Below are 20,460 nucleotides of genomic sequence, written 5' to 3' on the forward strand. Positions count from 1 at the left end.
TCCTTGTGCACATATTTGACTTCCGTCAATTATGTGCCTGACATCTGGCCCGTCTACGCTTTCGGTGTGAACATCGGCGGCGAAGACGGACCGGCGGCGCCGTCCGCGCGCCCGCAGTCCCTGATATTCAGCTTCCTCGGCATCCACGCCCTGGATCGCGGCACCGCCATCTCCTCGGGCAGCATCATCGAGGTGTTCGCCCGCCTGGGCGTCTCGGAGGAGGCCGTCCGCTCCACGCTCGCCCGCATGGTCAAGCGCGACCTTCTGACCCGCTACCGGGTGGGGCGCAGGGTCTATGTCGGGCTCACCCCGCACGCCGAGGCGGTGCTGCGCGACGGACGCCGGCGGATCTGGGAGACCGGCGCGGTGAACCGCGACTGGGACGGCACCTGGACGGTCGTCGGGTTCTCCTTGCCCGACAGCCGCCGCAGCACCCGCCACGACCTGCGCTCCCGGCTCATCTGGGCCGGATTCGGCCCGCTGCAGAGCGGACTGTGGATCGCTCCCGGCGCGAAAGAGGTCTGCGGGGTGCTGGAGTCGCTGGAGGTCGACGATCACGTCACGGTGCTGACCGCGAGGGCGTTCAAACCCACCGAGGCCGCCGACCTGGTGGCCAAGGCCTTCGACATCGAGCAGATCGCCCAGCGCTATCGGGCCTTCCTCGCCAGGTGGGACCTCACCCGGCCGCTGCCCGACGCGCCGGACGATCTCGTACGGCAACTGGTGCTGCACACCGACTGGCTGCAACTCGTCCGCCAGGACCCTCATCTGCCGGCCGAGCACCTGCCTGGCGACTGGCCGGCGATCAGGGCCGAGCAGGTCTTCCGCGCGCGGGCCGAACAGTACGAACGGCCCGCGCTGAAGGTGGCCGGCGGCCTGCTGGACGAACTCACCCTATGACGCAGGCGGTCCCGTTCAGCGCGAACGCCGCCGGAGCCGAGTTCGTGCCGCTGTAGGTGCCCTGGAACCCGAAACTACCGCGGGCCTGCGGGGCGATGGTGGCGTTGTAGGAGACGTTGCGCGCGCTGACCTGGGAGCCCGACTGGGTCACCGTGGCGTTCCAGGCACTGGTGACCTGCTGGTTGCCCGGCCACGTCCAGGTCACGGTCCAGCCGTTGACGGGGGTCGACCCGGTGTTGGTCACGGTGACATCGGCGGTGAAGCCGTTGTTCCAGGTGTTGGGAAGGTAGGTGACCCGGCACCCGGCACCCGGGCCGGGGGTCGGGGTCGGCGACGGGGTCGGGGTCGGAGTGGGTGTGGGGGTCGGGGTGGGGGTCGGGGTGGGTGTGGGGGTGGGAGACGGGTTCGGCCCGCCGGTGAGGCCGAAGAACTGGATCGCGGCGGCGGCCATCCCGCTCGACGGCAGGCTGTGACCGGCCCCCTGGATGCTGTAGGCCTCGACCTGCACCGTGCCGGAGGCGTCGGCGTAGCGGCGGCGGTTCCAGTTCGCCTGCGGGGTGTCGCTGCTGGTGGGCGTCTGGCTCAGACCGAAGACGTTGGTCCACTGGTCGATCGCCTGCTGGTGGGTGGCGTAGTACACGAGGTTGTCGTTGGTGCCGTGCCAGAGCTGGACGCGCGGCCGGGGACCGCTGTAGCCGGGATAGGCGGCGCGCACCAGGTCTCCCCACTGCTGGGGCGTCTTGCTGATCCGCCCGGAGGCGCAGTTGCTCACGCCGGGCGAGGGAACGTAGTCGGCCTCGTTCGGGAAGCAGGCGAACGGCACCCCCATGAACGCCGCCCCGGCCTTGAAGACGTCGGGATAGTTGCCGAGCATGATGTTGGTCTCCATGCCGCCGGCCGAGGAGCCGGTGACGTAGATACGGTTGGCGTCACCGTTGTACCGCTGCCGGGTGTAGGTGATCATGGACAGCAGGGAGACCGGGTCGCTGCCGCCGTTGCGCACCTGCGAGGCCGCCGACCAGGAGTCGAAACAGTTGCCCTTCTTGGAGGCCGAGGGGTAGATGACGATGAAGCCACGCTGGTCGGCCAGGGTGCGGAACTCCGACCCCGAGAAGAAGCCCGGCCCGGTGCCGCCGCAACCGTGCATGGCGAGCACGATCGCGGGGCTGGACTGGACGTTGTCGGGCACATAAAGGTGCATCCGCAGGTTGCCGGGATTGGCGCCGAAACTCGTCACCTCGGTCAGGGTGGCGGCGGCGGCGGGCTGCCCGCCCACCAGGATCGTGGCGGCACACAGCATCGCGGCACAGACGGCCGCGAGCACAGCACTCCATTGCCTCATCGGCTCTCCTTCGCTTGACGTTCGCTCGGTGCACGAGCCGCAGCGCCGCCGACTCGCCCTGACATCAGCCGGTATAGGGGCGCGTCGCCAGGCGGTCAAGCTTCCCCCGTCCTGGATCATGGCCCCCAAACGATGAGAAATGCTGCTTGCGCTGGTTATCAAGCGATTTGTTATCAAGTAGCTTGATATTTGAGGCGCGAAACTTACATCGCCCGTTATCGTCATCCGGTGACCTCACGCCACGACCCCGCAGCCGACCAGCCGCCCAAAACGGCGCCTCACCTGAGCTACCTGGTCTACCGGCTGGAGCGTCGCATCCGCGCCCGACTCGACGAGGCACTCGTGCACTACGGCGTCACCACGACCGAATACATGGCACTCAGCGAACTGCGCATGCGCACCGGACTGTCCTCGGCCGAACTGGCCCGCATCGCCTTCGTCACACCACAGGCGATGAACCTGGTCGTACGCGACCTGGAACAACGCGGCCTGATCCACCGCGACGCACACCCCGACGGCGGCCGGGTCCTTCGCGCCCACCTCACCCGCGAAGGACAGGCCGCACTACGGCACTGCGACCGAGCACTCGACCGCATCGAAAAGGACATGCTCGCCGACGTCGACGACAGCACACGCACCACGCTGATGGAGGGCCTCACCCTCTGCACCCGCGCCTTGCGCCCCCCTGAGCCCACAAGCGCCGGACTTCGGCGGGCGAAGACGCCTGACGATCTCACGGCGTGATCCGGCTTGACCTTGACACAGTGACAAGGTCTTCACTGAGGGCCAGGAGGTGGCCCCCATGACCATGCCGCAACAGGACACCAACCCGATTCCAGCCCTCCAGGGACTGCAGGACGACGACCCGTCGGTACGGCTGCGAGCGGCGCTGACGCTCGGCACGACCCCCGACCCGCGCTTCATCGACAAGCTCATCGAACGATGCGCCATCGAAGACGAATTCCCCGTACGCGACACGCTCACCTGGGCACTCACCCGCCACCCCGCATCGATGACACTCCCCAGGCTCCTCGACGAGGCCCGCTCACCACGCGCCCAGGCACGAAGCCAGGCCCTGCACACCCTGTCCAAGATCGGAGATCGGCGGGCATGGCCGGCGATCACCCAGGCACTCCTGTCCGACACCGACGACGAGGTGGCACGCAGCGCCTGGCGAGCGGCCGTCGTGCTCGTACCCGAAGGCCAGGAGCCCGAACTGGCCGCAGCACTGTCGACACAACTCGGCCGCGGCGAACGCGAGACACAACTCAGCCTCAGCCGGGCGCTCATCGCCCTCGGCGAGGTGATCTCACCGATCCTGCACGCCGCCCGAACGCGAGCAGACCCCCGCGTGCGCGCGCACGCGATCGCCACCGAGCGACTGCTGCGCGACCCAGAAGCCGGATTCGAGTTCGCGATCGAGCAGGCCAAGCGCGTCGTGGCCCTCGGCGAAACCGGAAGGCAGGGATGATGAGACGGTGTTGATCGGTGAGGTGGCACGACGCTCCGGAGTCAGCGCCCGCATGCTCAGGCACTACGACACACTCGGCCTGGTGCGGCCAACAGGCCGCACCGGCGCCGGCTATCGCGAATACTCCGCAGCCGACATCCAGCGGATCTTCCACATCGAGAGCCTGCGATCGCTGGGACTGTCACTGCACGACGTCGGACGCGCGCTCGAAGACCCCGCCTTCACCCCCGCACAACTCGTCGAACACCTCATCGGCCAGACCCAGGAACGCATCGCGAGACAGACCGAGCTGCTCACACGCCTTCGCCGCATCGGCGCCGCGCAACCCGCCGACTGGAAGGAGGTCCTCCACACCGTCGAACTCCTCCAAGCGCTGAGATCAAAAAGCGCCGGCAAGCGCCAGCACGCGGCCCTGTCCTCGACCCAAGAGGCCTCGGTGCCGGTGGAGGCACTGGTCGAGGCAGTGCTCGGCGAGAAAGACCCCAACGTCGCCGGAGCCCTTCGATGGGCCCTGGCGCGATCAGGCGACAGCGGAGCGGCGCTGCTGGCCAAAGGCCTCGGCTCACCGACAGCCGAAGTGCGCGAACGTGCCGTCCAATCCATCGCCGAGATCCCGGACGCCAAGGCGACCACACTGCTGCGCGACGCCCTCGCCCACCCCGACCCCGTGGTCCGCAAACACGCAGCCCTGGCGCTCGGGACACGCGGCGTGACCGAGGCGATCCCGACACTCATCGACATGGTCGTCGAAGGCCCCAACGACGTCGACGCGGCCGACGCGCTGAGCACCCTGGCGAGCAGCCCCGCCCTGGCCGACCAGATCGCCACCGGCCTCATCGACCGCCTCACCCCCGGCACCGCCGAACCGCCGGCACGCCGACGCCTCGCGCAGGCGCTCGCGGACATCCCGGCGACCACCGCCTCACGCGCCCTCGCCGACCTCTCACACGACGAAGACCGCGCCGTCGCGCTCACCGCGGCCTACATCCTCAAGATGCGCCACGCCTGAGGACGAAGACGCGCCGGTGCGGGCGACGGAGTCTCGCCCGCAACCGTCCGCCGAAGCGACGCCGCCCCGACCGACACGCGACGAACGACCGGATCACAAAAACGAGCCAACGAGCCCGGCGAACTCCTCAGGACCGACGATCCGCACCCCCAAACTCTCGGCCTTGGCCCGCTTGGAACCCGCCTTCTCCCCCGCCACCAGCAACGACGTCTTCGCCGAGACACCCGAGGAGGACCTGCCCCCGGCACGCTCGATCAGCTCGTTCATCTGGTTGCGGGTCAAAGACTCCAAAGCCCCGCTCATGGAGCCGGTGACCACGACCGACATCCCGGCCAGCGGCAACCCGGACGTGCCACCCGGCTGCGCGGCGACCTCGCCCCCCTCGACACCGGTGACGACAGGGTCGACGAGCGCGACAGGAGGCGTCCAGCCGGGCTCGCTCATGGCGACCCCGGCCGCCACCAGCTTGTCGATCAACGGCGCGAGCTCGGCGAGCTCGGCCACCACCGCCGGAGCCTTCTTCGGGCCGATGCCCTCGACCGCCTCGATCGCCCCCGCATCGGCCGCGCGAATGGCGGCCATACTCCCGAAATGCCGGGCGATGCGACGGCTCATGGACCGGCCGGTACCGCGCACGCCCAGCGCACAGAACACCCTGCTGAGCGGCTGCGCCTTGGCCCGCTCGATCGCGGCGAGCAAATTGTCGGTACTCGTCTCCCCCATCCGCTCCAGGCCCAGCACCTGCTCGCGAGTCAGGAAGAACAGGTCGGCGAAGTCGGCGATCAACCCCGCGTTCAACAACTGCAGAATACGATTTTCCGCCAAACCCTCGATGTCAAGCTGGTCACGACCCGCGGCATAACCGATGGAGGCGATCGTCCGGCAGGCACGACCACGCACGCACCGCCACCGCTCCTGCGAGGTGTCGATCGCATCACCGCAGGTGGGACAGACCTTCGGGATCTCGATCGGCCGCTCATCACCGGTGCGCAGGTGCACCACCGGCGCCTCCACACGAGGAATCACATCACCCGCCTTGTAGACGGTCACACTGTCGCCCAACATCAAACCCCGACGCGCTATGTCAGAGGCGTTGTGAAGCGTGGCATAGGTGACGACACTGCCATCGAGCTCGACCGGCTCCAACACCGCACGCGGGGCGATGACACCGGTACGGCCGGTGTTCCACTCCACACCGACCAACTTGGTGATCTTCTCGGTGGCGGGCAGCTTGTAGGCGACGGCCCACCGCGGAGCACGCGAGCTGAAACCGGCCTGCGCCTGGTCCGCGGCGAGATCACACTTGATCACGATGCCGTCGATACCGAATGGCAACTCCGGCCGCACCGCGGCGATCTCCTCGACCCGCTCCCGCACCCCCTCCAACGCCTCGGCGACGATCCCGGCCACCGAGGTGGCCGCAGTGGTCTGCACCCCCTGCCCCGCGACCCACGCCATGACCTCGCTGTGCGGCAACCCACGCAGCCACTCAGCCGTCTCGGAGGTGTCATCGGGATACGGCAGCGCCCCATAGCCGAAGAAAGTCAACTCGCACACATACGGCCGATCCTGGGCGCGCAGCGTACCGGCGGCGGCGCTACGCGGGTTCGCGAACGTGGTGCCGTCATGCGCCTGCCGCTTGGCACAGGCCTCCTCGAACTGCGACGCCGTCATGAGCACCTCACCGCGCAACTCAACGCTGACCGGCTCGGCCAGCCTGGAAGGCAGCCCCACGACGGTGCCGATCGCGTGGGACACATCCTCACCGGCGGTACCGTCACCACGGGTCACAAGCCGCACCAGGCGGCCATGACGATAACGAGCCGAGATGGCCAGACCGTCGAGCTTGGGCTCGACACTCCACGCCGCCACCGGACGCCCAAGCCTGCGCTCCAGCGAGGCGGCCCAGTCGGCCAGCTGCCCGGCACCGAAGACGTTGTCCAAACTGAGCATCGGCACCGCGTGCGGCACATCGCCGACCACCGCACCCCCGGCCACCTTGCCCGTCGGCGAGGTCGCCAGCACCTCCTCAGGATGCTCGCCCTCATAAGCCTCGATGCCCCGGACCAACCGGTCATAGGCGTCGTCATCCAACGTGGAAGTGCCGTCACCGTAGTAGGCCGCAGCAGCGTCCAAGGCAAGCTGGACGGCTTCGGCATAGGCGGTCTGATCAGCGAGAAGAGTACTGGGGGGCGCGTCGGTCATGATCCCATCATCTCTCCCGGCACCGACATTTTCCGGCCGCCGAACGCCCCCCAGCCCAAATGGCCGACAGGAAGGGACGGAGACGTCCTTCGCCTTTAGCGGTGCCGACTTACTACAGAACCTGGTCGTGACGGGCGAAGATGTCCAGCAGCACACCGATGGGCACATCCGCCTCGGTGGGATAGCGGAAATGCCGGTCGGGATTGATCGTGTAGTGGTTGCGGCGGCCCACCTTGGAGCGGGTCAGATAGCCCGCCTTGTGCAGGTCGGTCACAATGCCCTGTGCCGCGCGCTCGGTGATACCGATGACGGTCGCGATGTCGCGCAGCCGCACCTGCGGGTCCCGGGCGATCTCCAGCAGCACCCGAGCGTGATGGGTCAGGAAAGTCCACGAGGACGAAGGCTGATCGGGACTGTTCTCGGCCATGTCATATCCTCTCGGCCTCGCCAGGGCGGGCCGCTACGCAACGGTCAGGCAGGACACCACCACGCGAAGAACTATACCGGAAATATCTTTCATGTATCTTTGTTCCGACGTAATATGGATGGCGTCCAGGCCCATCGGCATGCACCAGGGCACACAAAGGGATCGATCACATGACTGTCGTGCACCACCGGCCAGCACCGGTCGGCCTCCACGCCCGGCAACACCGGCTGCCGACCCCACTGGCCACCGACTCACGACGAACGCCCGACGGCGAAGCCGCCCCCCTCCAGGAACGGGTCACATCCGGCGAACACTGGACCGACGCCGTGCTCTACCTCGACCGCACACTGCGCATCACCTACAGCCTGGCCTCACCCATAAGCACAGTCCAGCTGATCGGCGAACTCGACGCCACCAACACCCAGGCGGCAGCCCGGACCCTGACCCAGACCCGCACCGCCGAGGACATCCTCACCATCGACGTCGGACGCCTGGAGTTCGTCGACGCCGCGAGCCTGCGCATGCTGACCGACCTGTGCCGCGACGGCATGGCCCACCTGATCAACGTGCCGACCGGCATGCGCCGCCTACTCGGCCTGCTGAACCGGACGGACGTCCTCGACAAGTGCGCATGACGACCCCCAACCGCCCCAGCCCGAGGGCCTGCCGCCCTGCGTGGCCAACCGCCGCCGACGACCTGAACCCAGCCGGCCGTCCGAAGACGACCGTGACCGTCGAGGACCCCCGGTGGCGGGCGGCGGCAGGCAGTGGTGTCATCTTCCGGAAGCAGGGCGACGCGATACGCGTGGTGAACCTGGCGGCCGTCCTTCAACCATGAGAGGTATCGACGACCAAGGAGGGGGCGAAACCTGCCGCGTTGCGTTCTTCCCTAGATGGAGTGGGTTTTTGATCTTGAAGTGATTTTTAACCAACCCACGCCCTTTACAATGTAGATTTATAACTGCCTCGGAAGCCGTCAGTTGACGCCCGCCGACTCCGGGGGCAAGTCCTCTGTCGACCGGCTCGACGAATCGATCCGGGGGGCATCTGCCCCCTCCGTGAGGTGGCGCCCCAAGGCCGGATGACCGACCGGCCAATGGCGAGACGCGTTTGACGGAGAGCCCGGGTCGCCGGCGACGCACTACCCCACTCCCCCTCCCTCCGAGAGGCGGCACATCCTCGCCGCAGCACGCTGAGCTGCTTTGACACCCCCCTTTCCGGCCCATAGCCTCGCATCGAATCGATTCGAACCAGGGGTCGCAAGGCGCGGGCTCGATCCGGTGCCACGGGGAGGCCACAGTGAACATCGGGGAGATCGCCAGGCGCGCCGGCGTGTCACGTAGCACGGTCTCGTACGCGCTGAGCGGCAAGCGGGCGGTGTCCGAGGCGACCCGCCGGCGGATCGAGCAGGTGATCGCGGAGGCGCGTTACCGTCCCAACGCCAGCGCCCGGGCACTGGCGGAAGGGCGCACCCGTACGCTCGGGCTGGCGGTCCCGCCCGCCGGCCGGAACCTCACCTTAATGCAGCTGGACTTCGTCGCGAGCGTGGTGGAGGCCGCGGGCCGTCACGGACTCGACGTGCTGCTCTCACCCAGTGGTGACGAGCACGACAAGTCGTTCGAACGGATGGTGAGCAGCCGCCGGGTCGACGGTGTCATCTTGATGGAGGTCCGACTGGAGGACCCGCGAGCGCACCGGCTGCGCCGGTCCGGCCTGCCGTTCGTGACGATCGGTCATACCGCGGACTCCCAGGCCGACTGCTGGGTGGACGTGGACTACGAGGCGTTGACCTCCCGCTGTGTCCACCACCTGGCCGACCTCGGACACCGCGCCATCGCGCTCCTCAACCGGCCACAGGAGTTGCTGGCCGCCGGTTACGGTCCCGCCCGCCGGGCTCTGGACGGTTTCACCGCGTCGGCGACCGAACGCGGCCTGAGCGCCACCTCGGTGTGCTGCCCGGACGAGGCGACGGCCGGCGAGGAACGCGTCGAGGACCTTCTTCGCCTGAGCCCGGCCGTCAGCGCCGTCGTCACGCTCAACGAGGCCGCCCTGCCGGGTGTGGATCGGGCTCTGCGAGGCCGGCGACTTGCGGTGCCCGGCGACTTCTCGATCACCGGAGTGGTCGCCCGGCAATGGGCGGAGGATTTCCACCCGCCGCTGACCTCCGCCGATGTGCCTGTCGCGACCATGGCCACCCAGGCCGTGGAGCTTCTCGTGGAACGGATCTCATCACCGGACGCTCCCCCGCGCCAGGTTCTGCTGCAGCCGTCGATCTCGCTACGGGCCAGCACCGGCCCCGCTCCGGTACGCCCCTAGACGCGCCGGGCACCATGCGGACGGAAACCGGGCGCTTCGAACCGGCCACCGAAGTGACCGGCACCCTCGACCGGACAGCTTCGACGCAACCGCATCTCGTACAGGCTCTAGTCCACCTCGACGTGGTCGAGGAACCGGAGAAGGTGTGAGAGCACCCGGATGCAGGCGGCGACCTCGGCATCGCTCAGATCTCCGCCCGCCTGGCGGAGAAGCGCGCGCTCGCGGTCGATCAGGGCGGTGACGGCGGCCCGGCCCTCCTCGGTCAGCCGGATGAGCGAGGACCTCTTGTGCGCCGGGTTGGGGACGGACTCGACCAGGTTCCGCGCGGCGGCGTCGTTGATCATGCGCTGTACGAACTGGCGGCTCAGCGCCTGAGCCCGGCCCATCTGGGGGACGGTCATCGGCCCGTGCTCGCAGAGCATGGTGAGCACGGCCCGTACTCCGACGGACAACCCCTCGATGGGCGCGTCCTGCTCCACCTTTCGCTGGGCACGCCGGTACAACGGCCCCACCAGGTCGAACACCTCGGCGAGCCGGTCGGCCCGCTCATCGGACGCGGGGTTGCGGTCTTTTTCCCTCACCTCACCATGATGACACCTGGGTTGTCATTGTCGACCAATAATGACACCCTGGTTGTCATGAGTGACCTGTTCCGGCTCGACACCGGCACCGGCCGGCCCCTCGTCCTGCTGCACGGCGGCTTCCTGGACCACGGCATGTGGGAGGACCAGATTCCGTTCCTCGCCTCCCGCTACCGCGTCATCGCACCCGACGCCCGTGGTCACGGCCGGACCGCCAACGCCACCGAGCCGTTCCGGCCCACCGACGACCTGGCCGCCCTGCTGCGTCATCTGGGCACCGGCCCCGCGATCCTGGTGGGGGTTTCCATGGGGGCGGGCGTCGCGGTCGACACAGCGCTTGAGCACCCGGAACTGGTCAGCGCCGTGGTCGTCAGCGGCGCCGGGACCAGCGAGCCGTACTTCACCGACCCCTGGACCGTCCAGACCATGACCGCGTGGCACTCGGCGATGGCCGCCGGCGACCTGAACGCCTCGATCGAGGCGTTCACGCTCTTCGCCGCCGGTCCGTACCGCACCCTCGACGATCTCGCCCCGGAGGTCGTCGCCCGCCTGCGCCGGATGACCGGGGACACCATGTCCAAGCACACCGCCGGCGAACCCAACCTGCTCGTCCAGGTACGCGACACCTGGGAGCGCGCCGCCGGGATCGACGTCCCCCTGCTGGCGGTGAACGGCACCGTCGACTCCCCCGACCACATCGGCATGGCCGAACGCCTCGCCCACACCGTCGCCAACGGCCGGGCGATCCCGGTCGAAGGGACCGCTCACTACCCCAACATGGAGCGCCCCGACGTCTTCAACGAGATCCTCGAAGGCTTCCTGCGTGCCCTGTGATCCCAGCGTCCGTGGGAGGTCTCCACTGCCGGAGCGGGACAGCGGGAACACGAACCGCCGCAGGGCTACCCGGCGGCCGGGGGCACGTTCGGGAGAAGACCGCCGGATCGGCGTCGTTCGTTCGCGGCGGCCAGGATCAGGTAGCCGCTCGCCGTCCAGGTGTAGGCACGGTCGCGCAGCCCGGCACCGTTTCGGGCGTCGAAGTTCTCCGCGAAGCCGGATTTCTCGCACAGCGCGCGGAACCGCGTGCTGATCTTGTCGGCCAGTTCGGCGAAACCGGCGCGGCGCAGGCCGTCCTCGATCAGGACGGTCGAGGGCGCCCAGATCGGTCCCCGCCAGTAGCCGTCGTCTCGATAGTGCTCGGAGGTCGGCAGCTCGGTGGCGGGCCCGTAAGCGGTGAGGTGCGTCTCGATCCTCCTGGCCAGCGTGGTGCGCACCGGTTCCGGCAGCTCTGCTCCCAGCACGATCGGCATCAGGTCCAGCAGGCTGTCGCTGGACCAGGTCCGCCTGGAGTGCGCGCCGCGCGAGACGAACCGGTCGCCGGCCCAGAGCTCTTCGAGGAGCGCCTCACGGATCCGATCGGCGGCCTGGGACCACGCGGCGGACTTCTCGGCGAGCCCGAGTTCGCCCGCGAGGTGGGCGAGTTCCCGCATCTGGAGTACGAGGAAGGCCGCCAGGTCGGCGGTCTCGACGACCCGCTCCGGGTCGAAGGTGGTCGCGTTGTCCCAGCCGCTGTCGTTGCCGTGCTGGTAGTGCGGCAACTCCTGCCCGGGAACACGGCGCGCGGTCAGCCAGAACCCGGTCCAGCGCTCCAGCTTCCGGTACGTCTCGGCCAGCTCGGCCGCGGGCAGCCGGGGCATGCGCTCCCGCAGGTGGCGCAGCGCCCAGCCGTGGATGGGCGGCTTGACGAAGTTGTAGAGGACCTCGGAGTGGGTGATGGAGTCGGGTAGCGCGCCACCTTCGTCCTGGTGGTCGAAGACGAGCCGGAACTGGTCCCACGCCAGGTCGGGCACCCCTTCGGCCAGCGCGATCGCGTTGAAGCAGTGGTCCCAGCTCCAGACCTTGTCCATCCAGTGCTTGGACATCAACACCGCGGGGCGGGTGATGAACCCGGTCGGCCGCACCGTGGCCGACCACAGCACGTAGGCCGCCAGATCCGCGGCGGGCGTCTCGGCGCCGCGCCACGGTGCCAGCGCCTCGGCGAAGGACTCGAAGTCGGCCCTCGCCGATTTGACCGCCTGTTCGAAGGTGCCCGCCGACAGGTACGGCGGGCGGGAGGTCCCGTACTCCTCGATCGCGATCTCCCACGGCTCGCCGTCACCGGACAGGACGACGCCGCGCTCCCCCGAGCCCAGCGCCTGCGCCCCCGGGCAGTCGGTCATGTCACCGCGTAACACGGTGACCCGATAGCGCCGCCCGGTCTCGTAGACCGTGAAGACATGGGCCCCGTCGACCGGATCCCGGTAGAGGTACGGCCCGCTGAACGGGGTCAGGTCGGGGTTGGCCGCGATGAGACGCAGCCCCAGTCCCCGCCCTCGCAGCCGCGCGGTGTCCGGCCGCTCGTAGGCGAGTTCCATCTGTCCACTGTCATGGGTCCAGGTGAGCCGGTGCGGCGTGGCCGCGACGGTCGTCTCGGCGCGTACTCCCCCGGTGGTGGGTATCAGCCGCAGGATCGGGTGCAGTCCCGTCTGGTGCGACACGAGATGCACGTCATCCGCGTAGGTCTTCTCCGCTATCACAGGTGAGAAGTTGAACCAGGACCCTCGGAAGCTGAAGGGAATCTCCTGGACGGAGAACTCCGGGCCTGGTGCGGCGACGGTCATGAAGTCAGCTCTCTTTCTCGATGTGGGTCCGCATGGCGGCGACGCCTGCGGCCCGCGGCGGCCGGCCGTGCCTGGCGGCCGCCGCGGGAAAGGGCGAGGAGCGGTCAGTCCTTCACCGCTCCGGCGGTGACGCCCGCGGCGACATAGCGTTGCGCGATGATCAGCAGCACCGTGGCCGGAAGGGAGGCCACGACCGCGGTCGCCATGATGGCGTTCCACTGCTGGTTGTTGTTGCCGATGTAGTGGTAGATGCCCAGGGTGATCGGCCGCAGGGTGCCACCGCCGTCGAGTGTGCTGGCGAACACGAAGTCCGACCACGCCCAGAGGAAGGCGAACAGGGAGACCGTGACGACGGCGTTGCGACTGACCGGCAGGACGATCGACCAGAAGACACGCACCGGCCCCGCCCCGTCGGCCGTGGCCGCCTGGAGCATCTCCCGGGGTATTCCGGACATGAACGCGGTGAAGACCAGCACGGCGAACGGGACGGCGATCGTGGTGTCGGCGACGATGAGGCCGGGCAGCGAGTTGAGGACCCCCAGGTTCAGATAGATCGCGTAGAAGCCCATCGCCATGATGATTCCGGGGATCATCTGCGCGATCAGCAGCGCGAAGCTCAGCGCGCCGCCGCCCCTGGGACGCAGCTTCGCCAGCGAGTAGCCCGCGGGCGCGGCGATGGCCACGGTCAGCACCACCGTGGCCAGGCCCACGATCAGGCTGGTCGCCAGGTAGGGCATCTGCTGGTCGAGGACCGCCCGGTAGCCGTCCAGCGTGCCGTCGAACGGGAACCAGGGCGGCGGGCTCTTGCGCATGTCCCGGTCCCGGGTGAAGGAGACATTGATCATCCAGTAGACCGGGAACAGCATCAGCCCGGTCAGGACCACTCCCAGGACGCTCTTCCACCACACCCTCTTGCCGGTCATGGTCGTGACTGCCTTCGTTGTACGCGGATGTAGATCAGGCCGAAGACGAGGGCCATCAGGATGAGCAGGTTGCCCACCGCCGCGCCCGGCCCGAAGGCGGGCAGCAGGTTGCCGAACCCCAGCCGGTAGGACCAGGTGGCGAAGGTCGTCGAGGAGTCCGCCGGACCTCCCTTCGTCATGATCCAGATGATGTCGAACACCTTCAGCGTGTAGACCAGGCCCAGCAACAGCGTGATCGCCGACACCGGCCGCAGCAGGGGGAAGGTCACCCGCCAGAACTTCTGCCAGCCGCCTGCTCCGTCCAGCTCGGCGGCCTCGTGGACGTCGCGCGAGATCGCCTGCAGACCGCTGTAGAGCACGACCAGGTTGAAGGGGATGCCGATCCAGATGTTCGCGATGGTCACCGAGACCAGCGACCAGTCGGGGGAGGTGAGCCAGTTGACCGGTCCCAGGCCCGCGTAGCCCAGGGCCGCGTTCACGATGCCCGAGTCGCTGTTGAGCATCCACGACCAGGTCGAGGCGGACACGATCAGGGGCAGCAGCCACGGCACCAGGAACAGCGCGCGCAGTGTGGCCGAGAGCTTGAAGTTCTGGCTGAAGAACACCGCCAGGGCCAGGCCGATGGCGAACTGGAAGGTCAGCGACACCAGGGTGAACGCGACGGTGTGGGTCAGTGCGGGCCCGAAGGTCGGGTCGTCGAGCACTTCGCGCAGGTTGTCCAGCCCGCTGAACTCCGCCCCGCCCTGCACGAACGAGCGGACCGTGTAGTCGCGCAGGCTGAGGTCGATGTTGCGGTAGAGCGGATAGAGGTAGAAGGCGATCAGGTAGGTGGTCACCGGGGCGAGGAATGCCCAGGCCGCCCACTGGGTGGAGCGTGGCCGCCGCCGGTCACGCGAGCGTGGTGGGGCGGCGACGCGCGCCGCCCCACCACGCTCGGGCACAGAGCGGGAGGCCGCGGTCTGTGTGGGGTTGTTCATGACGTCCTTCGCCGAGTCTCCGACGCGATCAGTTCGTGGCGGCGGACGCCGCCTTCTGGGCCTCCGCGAACGCCTCCTGCGGGGTCTTCGAACCGCTGAGGGCGCTCTGCACCCCGGTCCACAGCGGCTGCGAGATCTTGGGGTACTTGGTGCCGAGGTCGTCGCTCGTGCGGCCTTTCGCCGCCTTCACCGCGTCGACCCACACCTTCAGGTCGGCCGTCGCGGCCACCTGCTTGGCCTGAACCTCCGCCGTGGGGGCGATGTAGGACAGCGTGGTCGTCGTGGTGAGCGAATTGTCGGCGCTGGTCAGGCAGCTCACCAGCTTCTGGGAGACGGCGTAGCGGCCGGTGTCCTTCTGCACCGGCACGCTGACGAACTCGCCACCGGTCGGTGCGGGCGCGGTGGCGCCGCCGGCGGCCGGGATCGGGATGATGCCGTACTCGAAGCCGGCCTCCTTGGCGTTGGCCAGCTGCCAGGTGCCGTTCTCGGCGAAGGCGTAGTCCCCGGTCGCGAACTCCTGCCAGCTCGTCGTCTGGGTGTTGTTGATGACCGAGTTGGGGGCGTAGCCCTTCTTCAGCCAGTCGGTCCACAACGCCAGGGCGGAGACGGCCTGCGGGGAGTCGAGCTGGGTGAGGTTCGCGCCGGAGCCCCAGAACCAGGGCAGGAACTGGAAGCTGCCCTCCTCGGTGCCGATGGCGGAGAAGGTGATGCCCTTCTTGCCGGCGTCCTTCACCTTGGCCAGCGCTGCGGTGAGCGAGGCCCAGTCCTTCACGGTGGCGATGTCGACGTCGGCCTCTTTCAGCACCGCCTTGTTGTAGTAGAGGGCGAGCGTGTTCGCCCCGATGGGGATCCCGTAGGTCTTGCCACCACTCTGACCTGCCGCGAGGAGGTTGGGATCGATCGCCGAGGTGTCGATCTTCGCCTCCTCGGTCGTGCCGAGCACTCCTGCCTCGGCCAGCGTCGAGACCACCGGGTTGTCCACGATCAGCACGTCCGGGGAGTTGCCCTGCTGTGCGGCGAGGAGGGCCTTGTTCGTCAGGTCGCTGGTGTCGTAGCCGGTCCTGGTGACCGAGACTCCCGCGTCGGTACCGCACTTGGTGAGCAGTTTCACCCACTCGGAGGTGCCGTCGAACTGCGGATACGGATCCCAGATCGTGTAGGTGCCGCCGGAGGCGTCGGCGGACCCTCCGCCGGAACCGTCGTCGGAGGACGAACACGCGGCCATGCCGCTCGTGAGCACGAAGATCACCAGGCTCATACCGGCGCCGCGCCGCCCCCATTCCGCTGATCTCATCGGGTCTTCCTTCCGCCAACGGGCTTTTCCGGATTGTTTCGATCTCATGTCGAATCAATTTGTCGAACCGATTCGATGAACATAGGCCTCGCCGCGACGAAGGTCAATGGGGCGCCTGGACCGACATGCATGGCCCCCGAGGGTTTCGGCCCGCCTTCCGCCCGCCCTTCGTGGCGGCGACCTCGGAAGCCCGTACGCCACGTCGTTCACATGGCGTGTCCGACCGCTTTCCCCTGGTGAACCGATTCGACCTATCATGTGTCTGTGTCGACCCGGATTTTTGAGGAGTCTCGATGAACATCGGGGAGATCGCCCGGCGGGCAGGGGTCTCGCGGAGCACGGTGTCCTACGCGCTCAGCGGCAAGCGCTCGCTGTCGGAACAGACCCGGCGACGCATCCAGGACGTCATCGACGAGCTCGGCTACCGGCCCAACGCCAGCGCCCGGGCGCTGAAGGAAGGCCGCACCCGCACGCTGGGCCTGGTCATCCCGCCGGCCAGCCAGCGGCTCACCGACATGCAACTGGGATTCGTGGCCAGCGTGGTCGACGCCGCGGCCCGGGCCGACCTCGACGTCCTGCTCTCGCCTTCCGGCGGCGAGCATGACCGCTCCTTCGAGCGGGTCGTCACCGGCAGCCGGGTGGACGGGATCATTCTGATGGAGATCCGGTTGCGGGACGACAGGGTCACCCGGCTCCAGCAGACCGGCCTGCCGTTCGTCGGCATCGGCCGTACCGCCGAGCCCGATGACATGTGCTGGGTGGACGTCGACTACGAGACGCTGATCTCCCGATGCGTGCAGCATCTGGCCGATCTCGGGCACCGGCACATCGCGCTGGTCAACCGCTCCGCCGAACTCGTCGCCGCCGGTTACGGGCCGGGCCACCGCGCCCAGGCGGGCTTCGCCAGGACCATCGCCGAACGTGGCCTGACAGGCGTCGAACTGTGCTGTGCCGACGACGCCTCAGCCGGGCACACGTGCGTGGAGCGGCTTTTGGCCGACCACCCCGAGGTGACCGCTCTGGCCACCATCAACGAGGCAGCGCTCCCCGGCGTCTACCGGGCCCTGCGCCACGCCGGTCTGGAGATCCCCCGGGACTTCTCCGTCACCGGCGTCGCCGCCCAGCACTGGGCGGAGAACCTCCACCCGCCCCTGACCGCGGCCGACGTACCCGCCGACCAACTCGGTGCCCACGCCGTCGACCTGCTCATCCAGCGCATCGCCAACCCCGACACCCCGGTCCGGCACCTTCTCCTCGCTCCCCCGATCTCCCTCCGATTCACGACCGCCCCCGCCCTGCGCCGCTCCGCCGACGGGGCCACACCCTGAGGACTCTCTGACGACACCGCCGTGAATCTCGCGGCGCCCGGTCCGGCGCCCGGCCTGATCGGCGGGTTCCGGCAACGGACGGGAGACAAGATCAGGGGACGATCGCGGCCATAACCTGGCGAACGGGCCGGGGACGAACTCAGCTGGACGGGCGCCGTGCGCGGCGCGTCATCGCTTTGGGAGAAGACCGCGCGGCCGCGACGAACGACAAACGGCGAATTCGACAAACGGCGAAGTTCGGGAAATCACCCTCTACTTGCCACTCTCAACGTATAGCGCACCGGGGGGCTTGCGGCAAGACCCCGGTCATGCCGCAGAATCATCGCCCGAGGCCGGAACCTGGGGAAATCAGGGATCCGCGAAGTACGCGTTCTTCGTCGATCGACGTAGGGGTCACGCGAGACGCCGGACCACCGGTGGAACTCGCGGTGCGGTCGTGGGCACCCGGCGCGAAGACGTGGGTGTGCTCGCCGCCGGACCACGCGGAGCAGCCGGCCGAAAAGCGAACTTTGTCGAATGGGGGATCTTCATGATCGACGTGATCATCGCCGGCGGCGGGCCGACCGGCCTGATGCTCGCCGCCGAGTTGCGGCTGCACGGGGTGCGCGTGCTCGTACTGGAGAAGGAGGCGGAGCCGGCCCGATATGTCCGCGCGCTCGGCCTGCACGTGCGCAGCATCGAGGTGCTGGACCAGCGTGGCCTGCTGGAGAGGTTCCTCGCGCACGGCAACAAGCACCCGCTCGGCGGTTTCTTCGCCGGCCTCGCCAAGCCCGCGCCCGACCGGTTGGACACCACGCATCCCTACGTCCTCGGCATCCCGCAGCCCGTCACCGATCGCCTGCTGGCCGAACGTGCCACCGAACTCGGCGCGGAGATCCGGCGCGGCCACGAACTGGTCGGGCTGAGCCAGGACGAGGACGGGGTGACCGCCGAGCTGGCCGACGGCACGCGGCTGCGCTCGCGCTACCTCGTCGGCTGCGACGGTGGCCGCAGCACGGTGCGCAGGCTGCTCGGCGTCGCCTTCCCCGGCGAGCCCTCCAGGAACGACACGCTGCTGGGCGAGATGGAGGTGGCCGTGCCGCCGGAGACGGTCGCCGCCGTGGTCACCGAAGTCCGCAAGACCAACCTGCGGTTCGGCCTCGGCCCCTTCGGAGAAGGCGTGTACCGCGTCGTCGTTCCGGCCGAGGGAGTGGTCGAGGACCGCTCGGTCCCACCGTCGCTGGAGGAGTTCAAGCGACAGCTGCGGGTCTTCGCCGGCACCGACTTCGGCGTGCACTCACCGCGCTGGCTGTCTCGCTTCGGCGACGCCACCCGGCAGGTGGAGCGTTACCGGACCGGCCGGGTGCTGCTGGCCGGCGACGCGGCCCACATCCACCCCCCGGTCGGCGGGCAGGGGCTCAACCTCGGCATCCAGGACGCGTTCAACCTCGGCTGGAAGCTGGCCGCCGAGGTCGGCGGCCGGGCACCGGAGGGGCTGCTGGACAGCTACCACACCGAACGGCATCCGGTGGCCGCCGACGTGCTGGACAACACCCGCGCCCAGATGGAGCTTTTGTCCACCGAGCCGGGCCCTCGCTCTGTGCGCCGCCTGCTGTCGGAACTGATGGACTTCGAGGAGGTGAACCGGTATCTGATCGAAAAAATCGTCGCGATCGGGGTCCGCTACGACTTCGGCGGGGGGCACGAACTGCTCGGCCGGCGGATGCGGGACGTGGCGCTGAAGGAGGGGCGTCTCTACGAGTTGATGCACGGCGGCCGCGGGTTGCTGCTCGACCAGACCGGCCGGCTCTCGGTGGCGGGCTGGGAGGGCCGGGTCGACCACGTCGTCGACGGCGGCGAGGAGTTGGACGTGCCCGCCGTGCTGCTGCGGCCGGACGGCCACGTGGCGTGGGTCGGTGAGGACCAGCAGGAGCTGCTCAGCCGGCTGTCCAGGTGGTTCGGCGCCGCCGGCTGAGCGTGCGATCCCGGCGCCCGGGGCGGCCGGCTCGGCCCTCGAGTTGCGTTCTCACCGGGAAGGGCCACGGCGTCGCGGCCGGCTCCCGCCCCGGGTGACCGGTGCGGGAGATCGGCCCCCGGGGCGGGAGCCGGGCGTGTTCCGGCGAGTGCGGTGACTACGCACTCGGCGGTGGGTTCGTACGCACTTCCGCTGATGGCAACCGGCTCATTCGTCGCAAGAATGGCGCTACCCGGCAAAAAAAGGTCGATCACCACTTGATGCCAGGCTCAAGCCACTCGGGAGACAGATGAGATACGAACTGCTCGGGCCGCTGCAACTGGTGGACGAGAGAACGCGCACGGTCAACGCGCCCAAGGTGGAGACCTTGCTGGCCGCCCTGCTGATCCGCGCGCACCAGCCGGTCTCGACGGATGAGCTGATCGACGAGTTGTGGGGGAACGAGCCGCCCCGGCGAGCCCGTGCCGCGCTGCACGTCTACATCTCCCACCTGCGCAAGAATTTCGTCCAGCCGGCGGTCGAGGGCGCGACGATCCGGACCCACTCGCAGGGATACCTGCTGGAGGTCGAGAGGTCGTCGGTCGACGTGTTCCTCCTGCGGGCCCTGCACGCCGAGGCGCGGGCCGTACCGGAGGGCGAGCCCGAGCGGGCGCTGGAGGTCTCCGCCGCCGCGGCCGGCCTGTTTCGCGGGCCGGTCCTGGCGGGGATCAACAACGGGCTCATCGTGGGCACCTTCGCCCGGTGGGCGGAGGAGGTGCGACTGGAGTGCCTGGAGACGGTCGCGCGCTGCTCGCTGCGGCTCGGCAGGCACCGGGAGCTGATCGGTGACCTGTCGGCGTGGGTCGAGGAGTACCCGCTGAACGAGAACCTCCGCGAGCACCTCATGCTGGCCCTCTACCGCTCCGGCCGGAGGGCCGAGGCACTGGAGGTCTTCCAGTCCGCCCGGCAGGCGCTGCGGGAGGAACTCGGCCTCGATCCGCGCAGGACGATGCGCAGGCTGCAGTTCGCGATCCTCGAGGCGGACACCGACTACGCGATCGCGGGCTGATGCCTCCGGCACCGTCCCCCTCGCGGGA

Annotated in this window: 18 protein-coding genes; 10 read left to right on the forward strand and 8 right to left on the reverse strand. The window is 68.8% G+C overall.

The genetic code is table 11. The annotated features are described in order from the left end of the window. Positions 1–33 precede the first annotated feature (33 nt). A complete protein-coding gene (locus tag ACIBH4_RS33060) occupies positions 34–900 on the forward strand; it encodes a PaaX family transcriptional regulator C-terminal domain-containing protein (protein ID WP_362519125.1) in 867 nt (288 codons plus the stop codon). Here the strand turns inward: ACIBH4_RS33060 and ACIBH4_RS33065 are convergent. Further along, a complete protein-coding gene (locus tag ACIBH4_RS33065) occupies positions 890–2,242 on the reverse strand; it encodes a PHB depolymerase family esterase (RefSeq protein ID WP_362519129.1) in 1,353 nt (450 codons plus the stop codon). The two genes, ACIBH4_RS33060 and ACIBH4_RS33065, sit on opposite strands and share 11 nt — an antisense overlap. Before the next feature lie 228 nt (positions 2,243–2,470). Between ACIBH4_RS33065 and ACIBH4_RS33070 the strand changes: the two genes are divergently transcribed. The 3 genes from ACIBH4_RS33070 to ACIBH4_RS33080 are packed head-to-tail and all read left to right on the forward strand — an operon-like array spanning position 2,471 to position 4,722. Continuing rightward, a complete protein-coding gene (locus ACIBH4_RS33070) occupies positions 2,471–2,986 on the forward strand; it encodes a MarR family transcriptional regulator (protein ID WP_362519132.1) in 516 nt (171 codons plus the stop codon). Positions 2,987–3,044: 58 nt separating this feature from the next. Next, complete coding sequence (locus ACIBH4_RS33075; RefSeq protein ID WP_362519136.1) at positions 3,045–3,713, forward strand: HEAT repeat domain-containing protein; 669 nt, start codon at positions 3,045–3,047, stop codon at positions 3,711–3,713. Between the two features lie 7 nt (positions 3,714–3,720). After that, entirely contained in the window at positions 3,721–4,722 is a 1,002-nt protein-coding gene (locus ACIBH4_RS33080) for a HEAT repeat domain-containing protein (protein ID WP_362519141.1), read from the forward strand. Between the two features lie 93 nt (positions 4,723–4,815). Here ACIBH4_RS33080 and ligA read toward each other — a convergent pair whose 3' ends face one another. Both ligA and ACIBH4_RS33090 read right to left on the reverse strand, forming a co-directional pair. Beyond that, entirely contained in the window at positions 4,816–6,927 is a 2,112-nt protein-coding gene (ligA, locus tag ACIBH4_RS33085) for an NAD-dependent DNA ligase LigA (protein ID WP_362519144.1), read from the reverse strand. Positions 6,928–7,039: 112 nt separating this feature from the next. Beyond that, positions 7,040–7,354, reverse strand: a complete 315-nt coding sequence (locus ACIBH4_RS33090; protein ID WP_362519147.1) for a helix-turn-helix domain-containing protein — start codon at positions 7,352–7,354, stop codon at positions 7,040–7,042. 170 nt (positions 7,355–7,524) lie between these two features. On the opposite strand from ACIBH4_RS33090, the gene ACIBH4_RS33095 reads away from it, so the two are divergent. Together ACIBH4_RS33095 and ACIBH4_RS33100 are read left to right on the forward strand one after the other, a co-directional pair. Then, complete coding sequence (locus ACIBH4_RS33095) at positions 7,525–7,989, forward strand: hypothetical protein (protein ID WP_362767452.1); 465 nt, start codon at positions 7,525–7,527, stop codon at positions 7,987–7,989. A 664-nt stretch (positions 7,990–8,653) separates the two neighbouring features. Then, positions 8,654–9,670 carry a LacI family DNA-binding transcriptional regulator gene (locus ACIBH4_RS33100; protein WP_362767449.1) on the forward strand — a complete coding sequence of 339 codons (1,017 nt, stop codon included), beginning with the start codon at positions 8,654–8,656 and terminating at the stop codon, positions 9,668–9,670. A 107-nt stretch (positions 9,671–9,777) separates the two neighbouring features. On the opposite strand, the gene ACIBH4_RS33105 is transcribed toward ACIBH4_RS33100, so the two are convergent. Continuing rightward, positions 9,778–10,251 (reverse strand): MarR family transcriptional regulator, encoded by a 474-nt coding sequence (locus ACIBH4_RS33105; protein ID WP_362519160.1) that lies wholly within the window; start codon positions 10,249–10,251, stop codon positions 9,778–9,780. Positions 10,252–10,308: 57 nt separating this feature from the next. Here ACIBH4_RS33105 and ACIBH4_RS33110 point away from each other — a divergent pair, with 57 nt between their 5' ends. Beyond that, positions 10,309–11,085 (forward strand): alpha/beta hydrolase, encoded by a 777-nt coding sequence (locus ACIBH4_RS33110; RefSeq protein WP_362519163.1) that lies wholly within the window; start codon positions 10,309–10,311, stop codon positions 11,083–11,085. Positions 11,086–11,150: 65 nt separating this feature from the next. On the opposite strand, the gene ACIBH4_RS33115 is transcribed toward ACIBH4_RS33110, so the two are convergent. The 4 genes from ACIBH4_RS33115 to ACIBH4_RS33130 all read right to left on the reverse strand — a co-directional run bounded on the left by ACIBH4_RS33115 (position 11,151) and on the right by ACIBH4_RS33130 (position 16,102). Next, positions 11,151–12,908 (reverse strand): MGH1-like glycoside hydrolase domain-containing protein, encoded by a 1,758-nt coding sequence (locus tag ACIBH4_RS33115; RefSeq protein WP_362519166.1) that lies wholly within the window; start codon positions 12,906–12,908, stop codon positions 11,151–11,153. A gap of 104 nt (positions 12,909–13,012) precedes the next feature. After that, the gene (locus ACIBH4_RS33120) at positions 13,013–13,831 is read right to left on the reverse strand and encodes a carbohydrate ABC transporter permease (RefSeq protein WP_362519169.1); all 819 of its coding nucleotides are present in this window, start codon (positions 13,829–13,831) and stop codon (positions 13,013–13,015) included. After that, on the reverse strand, positions 13,828–14,808 hold the full coding sequence (locus ACIBH4_RS33125; RefSeq protein WP_362519172.1) for a sugar ABC transporter permease: 981 nt from the start codon (positions 14,806–14,808) through the stop codon (positions 13,828–13,830). Before ACIBH4_RS33125 ends, ACIBH4_RS33120 begins: the two co-directional genes overlap by 4 nt. A 28-nt stretch (positions 14,809–14,836) precedes the next feature. Next, the gene (locus tag ACIBH4_RS33130) at positions 14,837–16,102 is read right to left on the reverse strand and encodes an extracellular solute-binding protein (RefSeq protein WP_362767446.1); all 1,266 of its coding nucleotides are present in this window, start codon (positions 16,100–16,102) and stop codon (positions 14,837–14,839) included. A gap of 293 nt (positions 16,103–16,395) precedes the next feature. On the opposite strand from ACIBH4_RS33130, the gene ACIBH4_RS33135 reads away from it, so the two are divergent. The 3 genes from ACIBH4_RS33135 to ACIBH4_RS33145 all read left to right on the forward strand — a co-directional run bounded on the left by ACIBH4_RS33135 (position 16,396) and on the right by ACIBH4_RS33145 (position 20,432). Continuing rightward, positions 16,396–17,430, forward strand: coding sequence for a LacI family DNA-binding transcriptional regulator (locus tag ACIBH4_RS33135; protein WP_362519178.1), 1,035 nt, complete (start codon positions 16,396–16,398; stop codon positions 17,428–17,430). Between the two features lie 529 nt (positions 17,431–17,959). Continuing rightward, complete coding sequence (gene rox / locus ACIBH4_RS33140) at positions 17,960–19,384, forward strand: rifampin monooxygenase (protein ID WP_362519181.1); 1,425 nt, start codon at positions 17,960–17,962, stop codon at positions 19,382–19,384. Positions 19,385–19,673: 289 nt separating this feature from the next. Beyond that, positions 19,674–20,432, forward strand: coding sequence for an AfsR/SARP family transcriptional regulator (locus tag ACIBH4_RS33145; RefSeq protein ID WP_362519184.1), 759 nt, complete (start codon positions 19,674–19,676; stop codon positions 20,430–20,432). Positions 20,433–20,460 lie beyond the last annotated feature (28 nt).

This window comes from Streptosporangium sp. NPDC050284, from assembly GCF_044459525.1.
GTDB lineage: Bacteria > Actinomycetota > Actinomycetes > Streptosporangiales > Streptosporangiaceae > Streptosporangium.

Bases quoted from the DNA above. Each gene is read 5' to 3' on its own strand.
- ACIBH4_RS33065 (WP_362519129.1), bottom strand. From the start codon at position 2,242: ATGAGGCAATGGAGTGCTGTGCTCGCGGCCGTCTGTGCCGCGATGCTG.
- ACIBH4_RS33075 (WP_362519136.1), top strand. From the start codon at position 3,045: ATGACCATGCCGCAACAGGACACCAACCCGATTCCAGCCCTCCAGGGA.
- ligA (WP_362519144.1), bottom strand. From the start codon at position 6,927: ATGACCGACGCGCCCCCCAGTACTCTTCTCGCTGATCAGACCGCCTAT.
- ACIBH4_RS33090 (WP_362519147.1), bottom strand. From the start codon at position 7,354: ATGGCCGAGAACAGTCCCGATCAGCCTTCGTCCTCGTGGACTTTCCTG.
- ACIBH4_RS33095 (WP_362767452.1), top strand. From the start codon at position 7,525: ATGACTGTCGTGCACCACCGGCCAGCACCGGTCGGCCTCCACGCCCGG.
- ACIBH4_RS33110 (WP_362519163.1), top strand. From the start codon at position 10,309: ATGAGTGACCTGTTCCGGCTCGACACCGGCACCGGCCGGCCCCTCGTC.
- ACIBH4_RS33115 (WP_362519166.1), bottom strand. From the start codon at position 12,908: ATGACCGTCGCCGCACCAGGCCCGGAGTTCTCCGTCCAGGAGATTCCC.
- ACIBH4_RS33120 (WP_362519169.1), bottom strand. From the start codon at position 13,831: ATGACCGGCAAGAGGGTGTGGTGGAAGAGCGTCCTGGGAGTGGTCCTG.
- ACIBH4_RS33125 (WP_362519172.1), bottom strand. From the start codon at position 14,808: ATGAACAACCCCACACAGACCGCGGCCTCCCGCTCTGTGCCCGAGCGT.
- ACIBH4_RS33130 (WP_362767446.1), bottom strand. From the start codon at position 16,102: ATGAGATCAGCGGAATGGGGGCGGCGCGGCGCCGGTATGAGCCTGGTG.
- ACIBH4_RS33135 (WP_362519178.1), top strand. From the start codon at position 16,396: ATGAACATCGGGGAGATCGCCCGGCGGGCAGGGGTCTCGCGGAGCACG.
- rox (WP_362519181.1), top strand. From the start codon at position 17,960: ATGATCGACGTGATCATCGCCGGCGGCGGGCCGACCGGCCTGATGCTC.
- ACIBH4_RS33145 (WP_362519184.1), top strand. From the start codon at position 19,674: ATGAGATACGAACTGCTCGGGCCGCTGCAACTGGTGGACGAGAGAACG.